The organism is Mycoplasma anserisalpingitidis, assembly GCF_007859615.1.
In the GTDB taxonomy this organism is placed as follows: Bacteria; Bacillota_I; Bacilli_A; order Mycoplasmatales; family Metamycoplasmataceae; genus Mycoplasmopsis; species Mycoplasmopsis anserisalpingitidis.
The window spans coordinates 546,255-561,377 of record NZ_CP042295.1 but is presented as its reverse complement, the minus strand read 5'-3'; the positions used below and the strand labels follow the sequence as shown (position 1 = coordinate 561,377).

The 15,123-nt window shown below is 27.5% G+C and carries 11 protein-coding genes; all 11 read left to right on the top strand.

Features of this window, described 5'->3' with window-relative positions; genetic code table 4:
* On the top strand, positions 1-2,982 hold the full coding sequence (locus tag FRW55_RS02180) for an ABC transporter permease subunit (RefSeq protein WP_146368543.1): 2,982 nt from the start codon (positions 1-3) through the stop codon (positions 2,980-2,982).
* Positions 2,982-3,941 (top strand): sugar ABC transporter permease, encoded by a 960-nt coding sequence (locus FRW55_RS02175; RefSeq protein ID WP_146368542.1) that lies wholly within the window; start codon positions 2,982-2,984, stop codon positions 3,939-3,941. The genes FRW55_RS02180 and FRW55_RS02175 overlap by 1 nt, the downstream gene beginning before the upstream one ends.
* A gap of 3 nt (positions 3,942-3,944) precedes the next feature.
* Positions 3,945-4,871: an ABC transporter ATP-binding protein gene (locus tag FRW55_RS02170; protein WP_336603146.1), complete on the top strand. Its 927-nt coding sequence runs from the start codon at positions 3,945-3,947 to the stop codon at positions 4,869-4,871.
* On the top strand, positions 4,775-5,140 hold the full coding sequence (locus FRW55_RS04220; protein WP_336603145.1) for a TOBE domain-containing protein: 366 nt from the start codon (positions 4,775-4,777) through the stop codon (positions 5,138-5,140). Before FRW55_RS02170 ends, FRW55_RS04220 begins: the two co-directional genes overlap by 97 nt.
* A gap of 1 nt (position 5,141) precedes the next feature.
* Positions 5,142-5,741 carry a hypothetical protein gene (locus FRW55_RS02165; protein ID WP_146368541.1) on the top strand — a complete coding sequence of 200 codons (600 nt, stop codon included), beginning with the start codon at positions 5,142-5,144 and terminating at the stop codon, positions 5,739-5,741.
* 93 nt (positions 5,742-5,834) lie between these two features.
* Positions 5,835-7,595, top strand: coding sequence for an alpha-amylase family glycosyl hydrolase (locus tag FRW55_RS02160; RefSeq protein WP_146368540.1), 1,761 nt, complete (start codon positions 5,835-5,837; stop codon positions 7,593-7,595).
* Positions 7,596-7,622: 27 nt separating this feature from the next.
* Positions 7,623-8,288 carry a winged helix-turn-helix domain-containing protein gene (locus FRW55_RS02155; protein WP_146368539.1) on the top strand — a complete coding sequence of 222 codons (666 nt, stop codon included), beginning with the start codon at positions 7,623-7,625 and terminating at the stop codon, positions 8,286-8,288.
* Positions 8,289-8,412: 124 nt separating this feature from the next.
* On the top strand, positions 8,413-10,425 hold the full coding sequence (locus FRW55_RS02150; protein WP_237025358.1) for an alpha-amylase family glycosyl hydrolase: 2,013 nt from the start codon (positions 8,413-8,415) through the stop codon (positions 10,423-10,425).
* On the top strand, positions 10,425-12,062 hold the full coding sequence (locus tag FRW55_RS02145; RefSeq protein ID WP_146368538.1) for an alpha-amylase family glycosyl hydrolase: 1,638 nt from the start codon (positions 10,425-10,427) through the stop codon (positions 12,060-12,062). Before FRW55_RS02150 ends, FRW55_RS02145 begins: the two co-directional genes overlap by 1 nt.
* A gap of 3 nt (positions 12,063-12,065) precedes the next feature.
* Positions 12,066-14,441 carry a glycosyl hydrolase family 65 domain-containing protein gene (locus FRW55_RS02140; RefSeq protein WP_146368537.1) on the top strand — a complete coding sequence of 792 codons (2,376 nt, stop codon included), beginning with the start codon at positions 12,066-12,068 and terminating at the stop codon, positions 14,439-14,441.
* Positions 14,434-15,102 (top strand): beta-phosphoglucomutase, encoded by a 669-nt coding sequence (pgmB, locus tag FRW55_RS02135; RefSeq protein ID WP_162848280.1) that lies wholly within the window; start codon positions 14,434-14,436, stop codon positions 15,100-15,102. The genes FRW55_RS02140 and pgmB overlap by 8 nt, the downstream gene beginning before the upstream one ends.
* The last annotated feature ends 21 nt before the right edge of the window (positions 15,103-15,123 follow it).

Below are 15,123 nucleotides of genomic sequence, written 5' to 3'. Positions count from 1 at the left end.
ATGGATAATTTGAAGTTGTATAACTGGTATGGTGAAGAATTTGACTTAATTGTTCCAGAAACCGGAAGTAATTTAAAAGCGTATAAACATAACACCAGAAACATTTATACAAGAACAGTTGATAAAATAAACTTAAGAAATAAAATTGAAAAAGATTTATTTCTTAGAGCTAGATACAAAATCAACAGTAATCTAAAAAGAGAATTATCAAGTCATAAAGTAGCCTTTAAAAATAAAACTAAAGTTATTCAAGATTCTATCAAAAGATTAAAACATGCTGAAAGTCTACAAAAATTAATAAATTTTGAAATTAATAAAATTCAAAAACAAAAGAAAGACCTACGCGTTTACGCAAAAGATTTTTTAAAATCCTTAGAAAAAACAGCAGATGAAGTATCAAGAAAAAATGTTTTAATAAGTGAATTAATTAATAAAACAAATCTTGAAGAGACTGAATTATTCAAAAAATATTGTATTTTTTCAGTTGCTTTAATTTATTTGAAACTAAATGAAAAATTTAATCCAGGTGATCAAGCTGATATTAACTTAATAAATCAAACTAAGTTGCATGAATATGAAATTAAGTTATTAGATAGTTTAAAAGACAAAAACAAATTTTTCACTAATTTATTTATTGAATTAGAAAAAACTAGACAAAATCTTCTACTCAAAAAACAAAATTTAAAAGAAGAATTAAATAATACTAAAAAGGTTGAAAAAGAGAAATTTTTAATCGAAAGAAGTAATATAAAACTTCTTGCAAAAAAGAAAATAATCGAATTAGAATACGAATACAACCAAAAAATTGAACAACAAAAAGTTGAAGCTAAAAATATCAAGAAACAATCTTTACAAAAAATTAAAGAAAACAAAAATAAAATCTTAGAAATTGAAGCAAACAATAAATACAAAATTAATAAATTAAAATCTACTACTAAACAAAAATTAAAATCCATTAAAAGAATTTATAAACAAAACTTAAAAATTGAATTAAGTAAAATAGATGAAATAGTTAAAAAAGAATTCGATCTTTTTGTTGAAAAAACAAAAGAAAATGTTGTTTACGATGAAAAAAGTAAAAAATTCTTTAATAAATATTTCTTCACTTATGCAAACAAGCTTAAAATCAAGAGCGAAGTTAAAAAATTCATAAAATCTAATTATCTTTCTTCTTGTGCAGAAGTGCTTAAAAAAACTAGTTATGAGTCACAATTCAAAAAAGTTGAGGCTTCAGCACTTTATGAAAAAGTTATTGAAGATAAAAAAATTAGAGAAAAATTCATCATTGAACGAATTCAAGCTAAGTACTCAATGTTTCTTTTAAAAGAAAATAACCAACTTAGCAAAGAAAAAAATGAATTCAAAAACCTCAAAAAAGAGCTTAAAAATAATTATAAAAACCAAATTAAAGACCTAAAAAATAGAAAAAAACACAAAGAAATTACTAAACAAGCATTTCAAAATAAAAAAATAGAATTTAAGATCGCTTATAAAGAAGCATATAGAGAAGCGATATTAAATTCAGAAGTATTTAAAAACAAAAATATTCTTAAAACACAAAGTTTTAGAAAATATGCTGAAAAGAAAATTAATAGAAAACTATATGATTCAAAAATAACTGAAGCACAAAAATCTATACCAGTTGAATGTATTAAAAATCTTAGATATTATTCACTAATTCTTGGATTCATTTTACCTGGTATACCTGAAATATTATTCTTTAAACAAAGACTTAAAGGAATTTTATTATTTATTGGTGCTATTATAGTTTGAACCTTAATAGTTCCATTCTCTTTTGGTGCATACTGAAGCAAGATGAATGGTATCCCTGGTCTATATGACTTAGGTAAAGGAATAATGGATGTTGATAAAGGAATTCTTCCTGATGCACGTTATTACCTTTTTGGAGCTGTTATTTCTATTTTAGCAATGATATTTGCAATTATTTATTTAGTGATTTGTTCAGTTTCAGCATTTAGAGTTGCAAAATCATTAGAACAAGGTTCTAGACCTTCTAACTGAACCCATACAAAACGTTGAATGAAAACAGGTGGATTCCCTTGAATGATTTCTATTGGTGGTTGAGTATTAATGATTTTTATTGTTGCTGCCCCAATTATTACAAGTGTCCTACTTTCATTCACTAACTATGGATATCAACACCAGGCTCCTACGCAAGCTGTTGATTGAGTAGGTCTAAAACAATGAGGACTTTGATGAGTTTTCAGAACAAATAATTTATTCTTATCATTAAGTAGAGTTATTAGTTGAACAATAATTTGAACAATTGCTTCAACTTTAATTCCTATAACTCTTGGAATTGTTATTGCAATTTTAGCTAATAATCCTAGAATTAAAGGAAGAAAAATTTTTAGAGTTATCTTTATTTTACCTTGAGCAATTCCAGCGTTTATTACAATTATGTTCTTAAGAAATGCATTCCAAGGTGGTGAATATGGATATATGAATAGTGTATTAATGTGACTTGGAATCTTAAGTAAAAGTAAAAACTGATTATATGAAATCGACACAGCTAGAGTTTTAGTTATTTTAGTGCAAACATGAATTGGTTATGCTTGAATCTTCATGTTAGTAACTGGAAATCTTCAATCTATTCCTAGAGATATTTATGAAGCTGCTAGTGTTGATGGTGCAAAAGGAAAAGATGTATTCCTTAAAATCACCTTACCTTCACTTCTACTTTCAATTGCTCCAATGTTAATTGGTCAATTTGTTGGTGCGTTTAACAACTTTACAACAATCAGTTTATTCACTGGTGGTGGTCCGGATTATGCTAACCCAACCGCTTTTGGTGAAGCATCTACAGATATTATTATTTCATGAGTTTATAAATTAACTACTGGAGCAGTACAAATCGAAGGTAACCAAGCCTTTGCTGCAGCATTAACTACTTTTGCCTCAATATTTAGTATTGCTATCGCTGCAAAAGGATTTATTAAATCAATGTCAAGGAGGGATTAATGTTACTTAAAAGAAAATCTTTTTACAATCAATTAGGTAAAGAAATTCAAAATAGAGTAAAACAAAAACGTTTAGAACCTAAGAGAATTTCGTTAAACGATTCAGATCAAAAACCTCCTACACCAATTGAAATAGTTTGATTATTTATTAATTATGGGATTTTATTATTCTGATCATTAATAATTTTATTCCCGATTGTTTCGCTTATTATTTCAGCATTTAACGTTGCTAATAGTCGTATTATTTCTGTATATCCATTTAAATTTGGATGAGATAACTTTGAGTACTTATTTTATAGTGAAAGAAGCTATTTCCTAACATGATACGGAAACACAATCTTTATTGCCGTTTTAACAATGATTATCTCAACAATCTTTGTTGCATTAAATGGTTATGCTTATTCAAGATTTAAATTTGCTGGTTCAAAACACTCATTAACAATCATTATGCTTCTTCAAATGATTCCAGCTACTAGTTCGCTTATTTGTTTATACATTTTAGTTGGACTTGGAGAAAGTATTGGTTTAAGTCCTAAAATTATGTTAGTCTTAATTTATAGTGGTGGGGCAATTGCATCAAATACTTTTATGTTGAAAAGCTATCTTGATACTCTTTCAACTGAGCTAGACGATTCAGGAAAAGTTGATGGTTGTTCAAACTGAGGACTATTCTTTAAAATTTTAGTGCCTGTTATTAGACCTGCTCTAATTATGGTTGCGCTTTGATCATTCTTAACTCCATTTACTGATGTTATCTTACCTAAGTTTGTTTTAAGAACTCAAGCTGAAAAGACTTTAGCTGTTGGATTAGATACATTTATTAACACAGATGCTAAATATGTTAACGCTGGTGCTTATGGTGCTGGTTCATTACTAGCTTCACTTCCAGCATTCTGCTTATTTATGTACTTGCAAAAATACATAGTGGGTGGTTTAAGTGATGGAGCCGTGAAAGGATAATTTATGAAAAAAGAATTATTAGAAAATATTGATATTGAACAAGATTTTGATTTAGAAACAGTTGATTTAGATAAATTAATTAATGAAGTAGGAGAAGTTTCAAAAACTACTAATGGTGCTCATATTAAGTTAGTTAATCTTTCTAAAAAGTATGAAGGAAACGAAAAATATACTTTAGAAAACATAAATCTTGAAATTAAACCAGGAACATTCTGCATTTTTCTAGGACCTTCAGGTTGTGGTAAAACTACTTTATTAAGAATGATTGCTGGACTTAACTCGATTACTAAAGGTGATTTACTTTTCAATGATAAACGTTACAACAACCTTTTACCTAACGAAAGAAACATAGCTATGGTTTTCCAATCATATGCTCTTTACCCACACATGAATGTTTACAATAATATCTCTTTTGGTCTTAAAATAGCTAAAGAACGTAAAGATATTATTGACCGTAGAGTTAAAGATGTTGCTAAAATCTTAAAAATTGATGATTATTTATATAGAAAACCTAGAGATCTTTCTGGTGGACAACGTCAAAGGGTTGCTATTGGTAGAGCTATTGCTAGAAAACCACTTGTTTTCTTAATGGACGAACCACTTTCAAACCTTGATGCAAAACTTCGTGAAAACATGCGTCGTGAAATCGTTAATATTCATAGAATGCTTAATACTACAAGTATTTATGTTACACACGACCAATTAGAAGCTATGACCATGGGTGATCAATTGTGGTATTTAATGATGGTAAAATCCAACAAAGTGGAACTGGTCGTGATTTATATTTTAGACCAGCTAATTTATTCGTTGCCACATTCATTGGTTCGCCTACAATGAATATTATTGAAGGATTTTTTGAAGAAAATAAATTTATCTCTTTTGATAAGCAAATTTCAATCGACATTGAAAGCGCTCACGGAAAAAATATAACTAATTCACAAAAAATTTCTATTGGATACCGTTCTGAAGATATTAAACTTCATAAAAAATCAACTAAAGATAGTATCAAAGGTAAAATTACTAACATTGAGTTAATCGGTAAAGATCAATTGGTTGCAGTTAAACTTTCAGGTGATATCGAAATTATTGCTAACTGTAGTAATGACATGGAATTTGAATTATTTAGTGAAATTTTCGTTGAATTTAATACTCAAAAAGCACATATTTTCGACTCAGAAACAACTTTAAGAATTAATTAATATGAAAAATTATTTTTCAAGAAAAATTACTGTGATTTTAGTTTCTATAATTTCGTTAGCTGTTGCAGTAATTTACATCAATTTATTCTTTAGACTTCACAATAGAATTGATTATGAATTCGATTGACTAAGAAAAAATCTTACTGAAGTAGAACCAGAAGAATTGTTAAAAAGCATTGAGTATAATTCAACAACTTATCAACTTAGATATTTAACAACTGTTTTTGGTTCAATTATTGTTTGTGCTTCTTTACTTATATTTATTATCAGTAACACTATTATTTATGGATTATTTAGTAATAAATTTAATGGAAGTAATTTATATAAATACATCTTGTATTTAATTACAATAATTTTAGTTGTTATGTTCATCTACTTGACTTTACAACCTCAGGAATTAGTTGTACAAGTTAAAAAAGAACTTGCTGGAACTGAATTCTGAGTTAATGTTTATAGTGATAAAATTCCATATTATGATGCATTTAGTGGATTTGCTTTAAGTTTTATTCTTTTAGTACTTACATTTATTTCAAAAAGTTCATTCGGATATCTTAAAAAAGACATAATTCTTGCTAAGAAATTCAAAGAAATTAATAATTAATACAATTGCTGGCAAATTTATTTGTCAGCTTTTATTTTCTTAACGTGTCAAGATTAAAAATAAAAGGATAAAAGTTATTGATAAAATTTAATCATGAAAAATTTATCAAAATATGCAGTCGAATTCTACGACAAAAAAATAAATGAAAACGCTAAAAATATAGCAAATTGAGATAATAAAAAATACGGATACAAAAAAACTTTAGACTACAGAAATTTATGGATTGATGCACCTATGGCCCGTCCATTAAAAGAATTTAAACGTAGTGGAATTATTTATCAAGTACTCATCTACAATTTTGCAGATGGAAATAACGATGGTATTGGTGATTTAATAGGATTAAAAAATAAATTAGATTACTTTGTTAATCTTGGAGTAGACACTTTACTTCTTAGTCCTATTCATCCTGCAACTTCATATCATGGATATTCAGTACTGAATTACTGTGATGTTGCTGAACAACTTGGAGGAATGAAAGCTTTTATTGAATTTTTAAGTTCAGCACATGACAAAGGAATTAAAGTTTATATTGATTTAGTGTTTAACCACACTTCTTATGAACATCCATGATTCCAAGAAGCGTTATTTGACAATAAAAAATTTAAAGAATATTATGAATTCGATCGTGATCCAAGTGATACAGATTTAAGAGTTGATTCAGAATCGCACAGAAGAAGATATCCTAATTTAGATACTCCTCTTGGTGGAACAAATAAAAAATATATCGGTAGATTTTGAGCTGGGATGCCTGATTTAAATCTTGATAATCCCGATGTCATTGAACAGTTATGTGAAATTCAAAAATTCTGAACAAAAATTGGGGTTGATGGTTTTAGATATGATGCGTTTTCAGAGTTTTTTAGTAGTGAATCTGAAACAAAAAACAATTTTAATGAAGCTAAAATTTTCAGAATGCTTAGAGAAGCTTCAAATTCTATAACTGAAAAATATAATATGAATGAAGTGTTTATGATTGGTGAGTGACTTGCTGATCATAGAAAAGCAATGGAATATTTGACTTACAAAAATAAAACTTCATTAAATACTATCTATGATGGTGGAGAACATTTTAAAGACCATGTTGATACAAGGGTAGATTACAAAAAACTTTTAGATATTTGTGAAATGTATCAAAAAACTTCTAAAGATAGTGTTTGAGTACCATTTTTAGAAAACCACGACACCAATCGTTGATTAGATGTTTATCGTCGTGAAGTTTCAAAAATTTCTATTGATTCAGAAGAGTATTTTATTGGTTTAACTAGTGATGAAAAAGATGCTCAAAGAATAGCACTTTTACAATTATTAATGTTACCAGCCAAACCAATTATTTATTATGCAGATGAATTATGTTATTACTCAACAAGAATATTTGATGATCCTGGATTAAGAGAACCACTAAATTGAATTAACGAAAATGAAAATTGTGCTATTGTTGAAAAGAAAATTGATGCAAGTCATGCTAATGTATTTTTGAATATCTCTTCTACAATAGGAAAAGTTGAAAATGTAATTAATGAAGAGGATTCAATTTATAAAATGATTTCATTGATGAATGAAATAAGACAAAATAATACTTATCTTAAAAAAACTGATCCTAATACAATTCATGATCCTTTTGATTTTGTAGATGCAGATGACTATAGTAGTGTTATTGTTAGAAGTGAGAATAAAAATAGTAATGAATTTTTACTTTTTGCATTTAACAACCACTTAAATACTAATAAAAGAATGGGTAAAATTTCAAGAAAATATCATTTTAAAACACTATACTCATTCAAAGCGGAAGATCATTCTTGAGGCGTAAACTTACCTAAAAATAGTTGTGTATTATATAAACTAACAAGAAAATAAATAAAAATTTTGTAAAATATAATTAATATGAATAAACCTGTAAAGAAAACTCAACAAATAATAAATTACTTAATGGAATTAATTCAAAGTAAAAAAATTCCAACAAATAAAATTATGCCTTCTGAACATGCTTTAATGATGAGGTTTAATTGTTCTAGATCTGTTGTGGTTGCAGCCTATCAAAAATTAGAAGCATTAGGAGCAATTTACTCTATTAGTAAAAGAGGACATTTTGTAGCTGAAAACTTCCATAATTTAATTAAACCAGTTTCTTATTTAATTGGTTGTGATAAACAAACAGTCAAGTTAAGAACAAGAAATTTTGAGTTACCTGAATGAATAATTAATAATCAAATCATTTTTGTTAATGGGGTTGAAAAATTTGAAAAGGAATATTTTATAAAAGGCGAACTAGTTGCTGAAGGGGAGATTTATCTTTCTGGTAAGTATGTGAATGAAAGTAGTGAAATTCAAGAGAATAAGAGTTTAATTGATTACTTAAACAACTCTGATGGTTTAACAAATATTGTTTATAGATTAAATTACGAAAAAGTCAATAAATTTAACCATGAATTTCTAGTTGTTGTTTCATTCTATGGTTATGATGAAGATAGTATTTCTATAGCTGGAAAATATTATATTAAACCAGAACATTTTACTTTCTATCATCAAGAATTTTCATTAAATCATTAGTTATCTAAGCTAGTGATTTTTTTATTATTGCACTTATAAACAAGTAAGATCAATATAATTGACCACTCAAGAATTAAACCTTATTATAAGGTTAAAAAATTTACTTTTATATAATTATTTAGCTATGAAAAATAACAATTTTTTTACTAGAAATTTAATCGATTTCGATAATTTAGAAAAGTCTTATCTTTATGATGGTGATGACTTAGGAGTACATGTTAAAGATAATAAATTTACTATCAAGTTATGACAACCATTTGCAAAGAATGTAAGAATTTATATTTATGAAAATTCAGAAGATCAAACTGAAATTGAAATCTTAAATATGAACAAAAACTCTAATGTTTGAGAAATAACATTAGATAAAAGTTATGAAAGAAAATATTACTTATATGAAGTCGAAAACGAAAATCAGACTAAATTAGCTACTGACCCATATTCATTTTCACTTTCTGCAGTTAAATGAGATGGTGGAGAAGAATTAAAAGTTAAAAGTGCCATTGTAGATATTGAAAAAATTAAAGGTAATTCACCAAGATGAAATAGTGGCTTATTACCAAGAGAGACAAATATTTATGAATTGCATATTCGTGATTATACTTCAAGCCTTGATCAAAACAAATTTAAGAGTCGTTTCGGTACTTTTAATGCAGCTCGAGAAGCAGGTATATTTGAATATTTAAATGAAATTGGAATTAATCATTTACAACTTCTACCAATTCACAGTTGTTATACTTTGGATGAAACAAATATCAAAAAGTTAAATAAAAATGATGGTCAAAAATGAAACACAAATTATAACTGAGGTTATGATCCACTAAACTATTTTAGTATCAATGGTTCATATTCGTCAAATCCTCATGATCCATATGCTAGACTTTATGAATTCAAAGATTTTGTAAATGATGCGCATAAACATAATATCGGAATTATTTTGGATGTAGTTTATAATCATTTATTTACAAATAATACATTAAATGATATTTTGCCTGGATACTATTTTAGAAATGAGTCTAAGATTAATCCAGTAAGTTATCCTCCCCTTGCTTCACAAAGATTTATGGTTAGAAAATTAATTGTTGACTCTCTAAAATATTTTATGGAATATTTTGATGTTGATGGATATCGTTTTGACCTTTCTTCATTCATTGATAAAGAAACAACAGATATTATTTATCAAGAGTTAAGCAAAATAAAGAAAAATGTTGTTCTTCACGGAGAAGCTTGATCATTTACTGATTTAGCTTACGATAAGAATTATGTTAAAGGTTTTTTAACTAATGATATTAATTTTGCTTACTTTAACGATACAACTAGAAATGCAATTAAAGGTTCAGATCACTCAAAAGATAAAGGTTTATTCGCAGATTTTACTAAATCATATTTTCTTTCTTATGTTAATTCAGTCGTAAGTAACTTAATTGATTATGACTTTAAAAATTATGCTTATAGTCATAAAGCATATGACCTATTCTGTTCTAATGTAGATATGAATTTACAATACAATGCTTGTCATGATGGTTTTACACTTTGAGATAAATTAAATGTTTCAACAACTGAATTAAGCTTTTTAGAAAGAATTCAAAGATATAGACAAGCTTTAATTATGACTGCAACTACTCAAGGAAGAATTCTACACTTAGCAGGTACAGAATTGCTTCAATCTAAACCAGCTGATAGAAGTGGTATGGATTTTGAAAGAACTATTGAAAGTAATTATTATGACGAATTAAATGATGAACCTGAATCAAACAGATATCACCCTAATAGTTATAAAACAACCGATTTTGTTAATTCATTAAAATGAAACCATCTTAAGAATTACTATGTAAAAGAATATGTGTTTGATTTCTTTGCTAAATTAAATAAATTTAGAAATCAAAGTAAAATTTTCACTTTATCAACTGAAGAAGTTTACAAAAATGTTAAATTAAAAGTAGTCGATGAAAACGAAGGAATTTTAATTTATGAAATTAAGTATGATTCACAAACTTACTTAATTGCTCACAATTTTTCAGAACAGGATTATATTTACGATATGAGTAATTATGATGTTGTTTTTGATAACAAAATCAAATTTAAAGGTGATAAAAAACGTATAACACCTCACACCTCACTTATCTTAAAGGAGAAATAATGAAAACAATAAAATTAGAAGATAGAGTAATTTACCAAATTTTTCCTAGATCATTTTATGATTCAAATAATGATGGAGATGGAGATCTTAAAGGAATTACTGCTAAATTAGATCATATTAAAGAACTTGGATGTAATGCTATTTGACTTTGTCCTATTTATGATACAAACTTTGTTGACGCCGGATATGATGTTCTAGACTATAAAAATGTTTGAAGTAAATTAGGAACACTTGAAGATTTTAAAGAAATGACAACTAAGGCACGCGAAAAAGGTATTGATATTATTATGGATATTGTTTTAAATCACGTGTCAAACGAACATGACTGATTCAAAAAAGCTTGTGAATCAGTTGAAAACAAGGAACACAATTACTTTATTTGAAGAGAAAAATTAAGCACTGAAGAGCAAAAAGCAATGAGTATTTTTGGTGGAAGTGCCTGAGAATTTGTTCCATCAGTCAACAAATATTACTTTCACTTATTTGCAAAAGAACAAGTGGACTTAAATTGAGCACATCCAGATACAATTAAAGCAATGAGCAGTGTTATTGACTTCTGATACGACTTGGGTGTTAGAGGATTTCGTTTTGATGCTATTAAGCACATTGCAAAGACTTTTGATAATATAGATTCTAACCCTGCTTTTGCTTGATGTGATGGTGCAGTAGAATACCTTAAAGAGTTTAATAAAGTTGCTCTTAAAGGTAAAGAAGATGCCTTTATTTTAGGTGAATCAAGCGGAATTAATGTTGAAGAAACAATTAAATATGGTTCAGGAAAAGATAAAGTATCTGATAATTTCTATAATTTCTGTTGATGATGAATAGGTTGAGGTAGAACTGGTAGAAATGGTTATGATGCAAACTGAGATTATCGTAACTTTGCTAAACAATTTAAGGAATTTCAAGAAAATGACCAAATCAAACCTTGAATGATCACAAATTTTTTATCAAATCATGATACTTCAAGAAGTGTAAGTCGTTGAGGATCTGAAACATTCTTTAGAAAAGAATCTGCTAAAACTCATGCACTTTTATTGATGTCAGCTAAAGGAATTCCATGTATTTATTATGGTGAAGAAATTGGTTTACTAAATAATATTTTCTCTAAACGCGAAGAATTTATGGATTGTGATATTCACAACGGGTTCGCTGAATTAGTTGATCAAAAGAAAATTTACAGTGAAAGTGAAATGTTAAAATGATGTAACATTAACTCTCGTGATAGCGGTCGTGCAATTATGCAATGAGATAATTCGGTTAACTCTGGATTTAATACTGGAGCAAAAACTTGAATCAAAAACTGTAATCGTGCACTAGAAATTAACGTTGAAAACGATAAAAAAGATCCTGAAAGTATCTTTAATTTCTACAAAACTTTAATTAACTTAAGAACTGAAAAATTCCACGATTTATTTATCAATGGAACTGCAAAAGTTAACTTGCAGAAAGATGGTGCAATTGAAGTTATTCGTGAATTAAATGGTCAAACAATGTGTTTTTACATTAATATGACTGCAAATGAATTAAATTTTGAAAGAGTAAATGGTGAATTAATTTTATCTAGTTACTCAGACAATAAAAATTCTGAAAAATACTTAAGACCATATGAGTCAATCATGATTTTGAAAGGTTAAAAAATGAATTATTTAAAATACGATACAAAAAATAAAGTTATTTCTCAAGAAATTTTTAATCCAAATGTTACTGCTAAAACTGAAAGTATTTTTTCACTAGGAAACGGATACTTAGGAATAAGAAGTGCAGATGAAGAAAAATCAGTATTTAATAAAGAAGACTTTTTTGTAAACGGTATTTTTAATAAAGACAGTGAAGATGAAGTTAGTGAATTAGCTAATCTTGCTGATTTAATGACAAATACAATCTCCTTAGATGGAGTTGTTTTTCAAATTGAAAATAACGATATTTACAAAAAATCACTCGATATTAAAAAAGGAATTTTAACTAGAGAGATAATTGCTAAACGTAGCTATGGAACATTTAAACTTAACTTTGAACGTTTTGTTTCACAAAGTGACTTAAATGTTTATGGTCAAAAAATTACTATCGAAGTTTTAGAATTAAACAATAAGGAAAATATAGATGTACGTATTTATCCTTCGATCGATGCTACTGTAACAAATAGTGGAACCCAACATTTTAGTGAAGGTTCAAAATTAAGACCAACTCAAACTTCGCTTAGAATGCAACAAAAAACCACTTTTAGTAAACGTTTAGTTGTGCATAACTTAGTTACTAAATTTTTAGTTAATGGAGAGTTAATTCAAGGTGGTACTGATGATTATGTAATCGAAATTAAGCGTAGACTAATTAGATTTAATATTAAAACAAATACTAAAGCTGGTGATAAATTAGAATTATTCAAATTAATGTCAGTTCACACTTCAGTTGACGATGCTAATGAAATTTTAAGTGATGAAACAGTTGTAAAAAATGCTGATCTTAAACTAGAATTTTTACAACAAAGTGATTATGAAACACTTAAAAATGAGTCGATTGAAAAAATGAATGAAAAAGTTTGAAATCAATTCGATGTTGAAATTGTTGGCGATGAAAAATCTGAATATGAAAAATTAGCTTTAGACTTCGGTATTTTCCACTTAAACAGTTTTGTTCCAAAACATTCTACATTCTTAAACGTTGGAGCCAAAGGTCTTTCTGGAGAAGGATATCAAGGTCACACTTACTGAGATACTGAATTTTTCATCAACCCTAACTATCTTTTTACTGAACCAAAAATTGTTCGTAATTTATTAACTTATAGATACAGAGGAATTGAATCAGCCCGTAATAAAGCTAAAGAAGTAAAATTAAGAGAACAAGAAAGTAATTTAGAAGGTGCTCAATATCCTTGAGAAATGGCATGACCAACAGATGGAGAAGTTTGTCCATATTGAGGTCAAGCAGATGTTGTTAGCGGACAACAAGTTCCAATTGCTTCAAGAAGACAAGAGATTCACGTTTCAGCCGATGTAGCTTTTGCAATTCATCAATATTACAATATAACTCAAGATCAACAATTTATGGATACAATGGGTTATGAAATGATTATTGATACAGCCATTTTCTACTCAAATAGAGCTGAAAAACAAAATGATGGAACTTATTCAATCAACGATGTTATGGGTCCAAATGAATATAAAGGTAATATCGATAATAACGCTTACATAAATCGACTTGCTAAATACAATATCGACTTAGCGCTTAATTATATTGAAAAATTAAGTAAAAATAACCCTCAACTTCTTAAAGAAATCGAATCTAAAATTCCTTACGCAGTTAATGTTGATAAATTAAAAGAAGTTTCACAAAAATTAAAACAACAAAATCCTAATAAAGATTTAATTATTGCTGAAAATGACCAATTTTTAGCTTTACCTAGAATTGATGTAACTCCTTTCCAACTTTTAGGAGATGCTGGTAAAAAATTATTTAGTACTAAAGAAGGACATAAACGTCTTTGTTCTCAATTAGTAAAACAAGCTGATGTAGTTTTACTTACATACTTAATGCCTGAGTTGTATGATTATCAAACTAGAAAAGCAAATTTTGAATTCTATGAACCAATTACAACACACGATTCTTCACTAAGTGCTGCAACTTATGCAATTGAAGCAATTAGATTAAGAAAAATGTCAAAAGCTTACCAATTATTTAGATATGCATTGGATATTGATATGGGACAAAATATGCACTCTTCTGATGCAGGAATTCACGCAGGTAGTTTAGCAGCTATTTGACAAATGATCGTTTTTGGTTATGGTGGTCTCTCATACTATGATGATAAAATTACTCTTGATCCAATTCTTCCAGAAAATTGAAGTAAATTAAGATATAAATTTAGTTATTTAAATACATTGATTGAAGTAAATGTTAATAAGGATCATTTTACTGTTAGAACCGTAAAACAAGGTCAAAGTGTTAAATTATGAGTTAGAAATTCATTGGTTGAATTAACAAATGATGAACTTAAATTTGAGGTTAGACATGCTTAAGGGTATCTTGTTTGATCTTGATGGTGTAATTACTGACACGGCAAAATTACATTACTTAGCTTGAAAGGAAATTGTTCAAGAATTGGGTATAAATTATACTGAAGAGGAAAATGAAGGTCTTAGAGGTTTACCAAGAAAAGACACTTTATTAGCAATCTTAAAATTAAAAAACATACCAGTTCCTTCAGACGTTATTTTAGATGATTTATGTACAAGAAAAAATGAATTATATAAATCATTTCTTGCGGAAAAATTAGAAAAAGATTCTATTTTGCCAGGAATAAGTAAGTTAATTGACGATGCTAAAAAAGCAAATATTAAACTAGCAATTGCTTCAAGTAGTTATAATGCTCCTGTTATACTTGAAAAATTAGGCATTTATGATAAATTTGATTTTATAGTTAATCCTGCTGACGTAGCAAATGGAAAACCTGCTCCTGATATTTTCTTAGCTGCTGCAAAAGGATTAAATTTAAACACTGATGAATGTATTGGTATTGAAGATTCTGTTGAAGGACTTAAATCAATTCATTCGGCTAAAATCTTTTCAGTTGCTATTACAAATAATTCAAATGAAGACTTTAGTAAAGCAAATGTAAAATTAAGTTTCACTTCAGATTTAGATTTTAATGAATTAGAAAAAGCATTTAAAAATAAATAAAAGCAAAACCGTTAAAAAGTT